Annotated in this window: 2 protein-coding genes; both read right to left on the bottom strand. The window is 62.5% G+C overall.

Going from position 1 to position 1,618, the window contains the following annotated elements; all coding sequences use genetic code 11:
- Positions 1-199: 199 nt before the first annotated feature.
- A complete protein-coding gene (locus E8D38_RS27600; protein WP_140637476.1) occupies positions 200-613 on the bottom strand; it encodes a hypothetical protein in 414 nt (137 codons plus the stop codon).
- Positions 614-1,218: 605 nt separating this feature from the next.
- Positions 1,219-1,618, bottom strand: a 400-nt coding sequence (locus E8D38_RS28535; protein ID WP_181179551.1) for a hypothetical protein, incomplete at its 5' end; no start/stop codon positions are given.

Genomic DNA, 1,618 nt, shown 5'->3' with positions numbered 1-1,618 from the left:
CGAAAGAGGCTTCAGACACCGCCGCGAGGCAGCGCACCGCGTGGTTGAACGCGTGTGCGATGTCATCGTGGCGTTGCATCGGTTCAACTCGGGCGGCGACGCTCATTGTTCAGCGCGTCCCTAGGGGGCATAACGTTCGACATGAGCGGCGGCTTCGGGCTGGCGCAGCCAGCTCGAAGACGTCCGCTCGATGGAGGGGTTAGGCGTCATTGCCGCCCTCGGCCGCACAGAAAGTGAGAAGCCACGCGGCATGACCCTTGGCGGGCTCTTCGCGAGATTCCACGAGCCGCTGCAGAGTTTGACGTGACTGCGCTGGATAGAGCGCTGGGATCTCAAGCAACGCTGCGGTAAACCCATCGTTATCGTGCCCCTCATCGAACCCCCGCTGATATGCGGCAAAGAGCTGGCCGAGAACCGAGGCACCTGCCAACTCGGCAAGCGGCCATGCAGCGGCTTCCCGAACAAAGAAGTCATCACTCTGCAAGAGTTCGAGTAAACGTGGCACGTCGTCGACCGTTGCCTCTGCGTGGAGCCTTGCTGCAGCATCAACACAAGCATCGACGTCTCGACTCACTAGGGACTCTACGATCGTGGACCAGCGGGCTTCTTCCATGACGCCTAACGTTCGACATGAGCGGCGCACAACGGCGCAACGAGCGCTGCCGAAGCGCACCACTGCGCCTCGCCGTTGTGTGTCCGCTCGATGGAGGGGTTGTGCCACATTGCTGCACTGGTGAGCGCAGCAGCGTTCGTGCACAGACGACCATGCCCTGCGGCGCTCGACCCGCGCACGCCAAGGACGCGAGAAAGAAATGCTGACGCGCCTCGCGCCTGCAAGCCACAGCACGATGGCGTGCCCCGGCTACCGCGCTTGCCCGGGACCACACCGAGCCGCGCTTGAGATGCGCCGTACACAGGCAACGCACTTGGCGCCGCTGCGCCACCGCGACGCACGCCAAGAAAAGCCTTGCGCGCACCGACACCGGTGAGCTGACCGCCGCAGGACGGGCAGCCCGCAGCTGCCTCACGCGCACTCGGCGAACACTCACGCACGGTTCTCAAGCGCACCAGCGGCTCCTTCTCGCGCGCACCACAAACCTCTCCCGGCATGGGGCACAACGTTTGACATGAGCGGCACGCAGCGGCAGGACGCGCATGGCCCAGAATGAAATGAAGGCCATGCGTGGCATGCCGTTGCGTGTCCGCTCGATGGAAGGGTTAGGTTTCACTGTAGCTGAGCAGTGCCTCAATGCGCGCCCGGATAACCTTGAGCGGATTCTCCGGGTTGACGTGCTCCGCCATGAACTCGGCCATGCCGGTCCAGTGAGTTGGGTCAAGCTCAAGGTACTGCTCCCAGGCGCGCTGATAGGACGGTATTCGTTCCTTGGAAACGAACGGCCTGAACTCTTCAATGGCGGCAGCGTGCTGCACGAAGCATTCCTTGAGGTATGCAGACAGATTGAACTCGCTCACATCGTTGGTGCGCTTGATCGACGTAAGCGTCCGGCGAACCCGTCTTGAGAAGAGCGGTCGCAGCGATAACGATGCTGTCCAGTTAGCAAATAGCTGGACACGATGGAAGCTGAACAGAGTCGCAAGCGCAGGCGCTACAGCCGCG

The sequence above is a fragment of the Methylibium rhizosphaerae genome, assembly GCF_006386545.1.
Taxonomy (GTDB): domain Bacteria; phylum Pseudomonadota; class Gammaproteobacteria; order Burkholderiales; family Burkholderiaceae_C; genus Pseudorivibacter; species Pseudorivibacter rhizosphaerae.
The sequence above is the reverse complement of the archived record's forward strand: the minus strand, read 5'-3'. Positions and strand labels throughout refer to the sequence as shown.

Coding starts and splice junctions, on each gene's coding strand:
- E8D38_RS27600 (WP_140637476.1), bottom strand. CDS start 613: ATGGAAGAAGCCCGCTGGTCCACGATCGTAGAGTCCCTAGTGAGTCGA.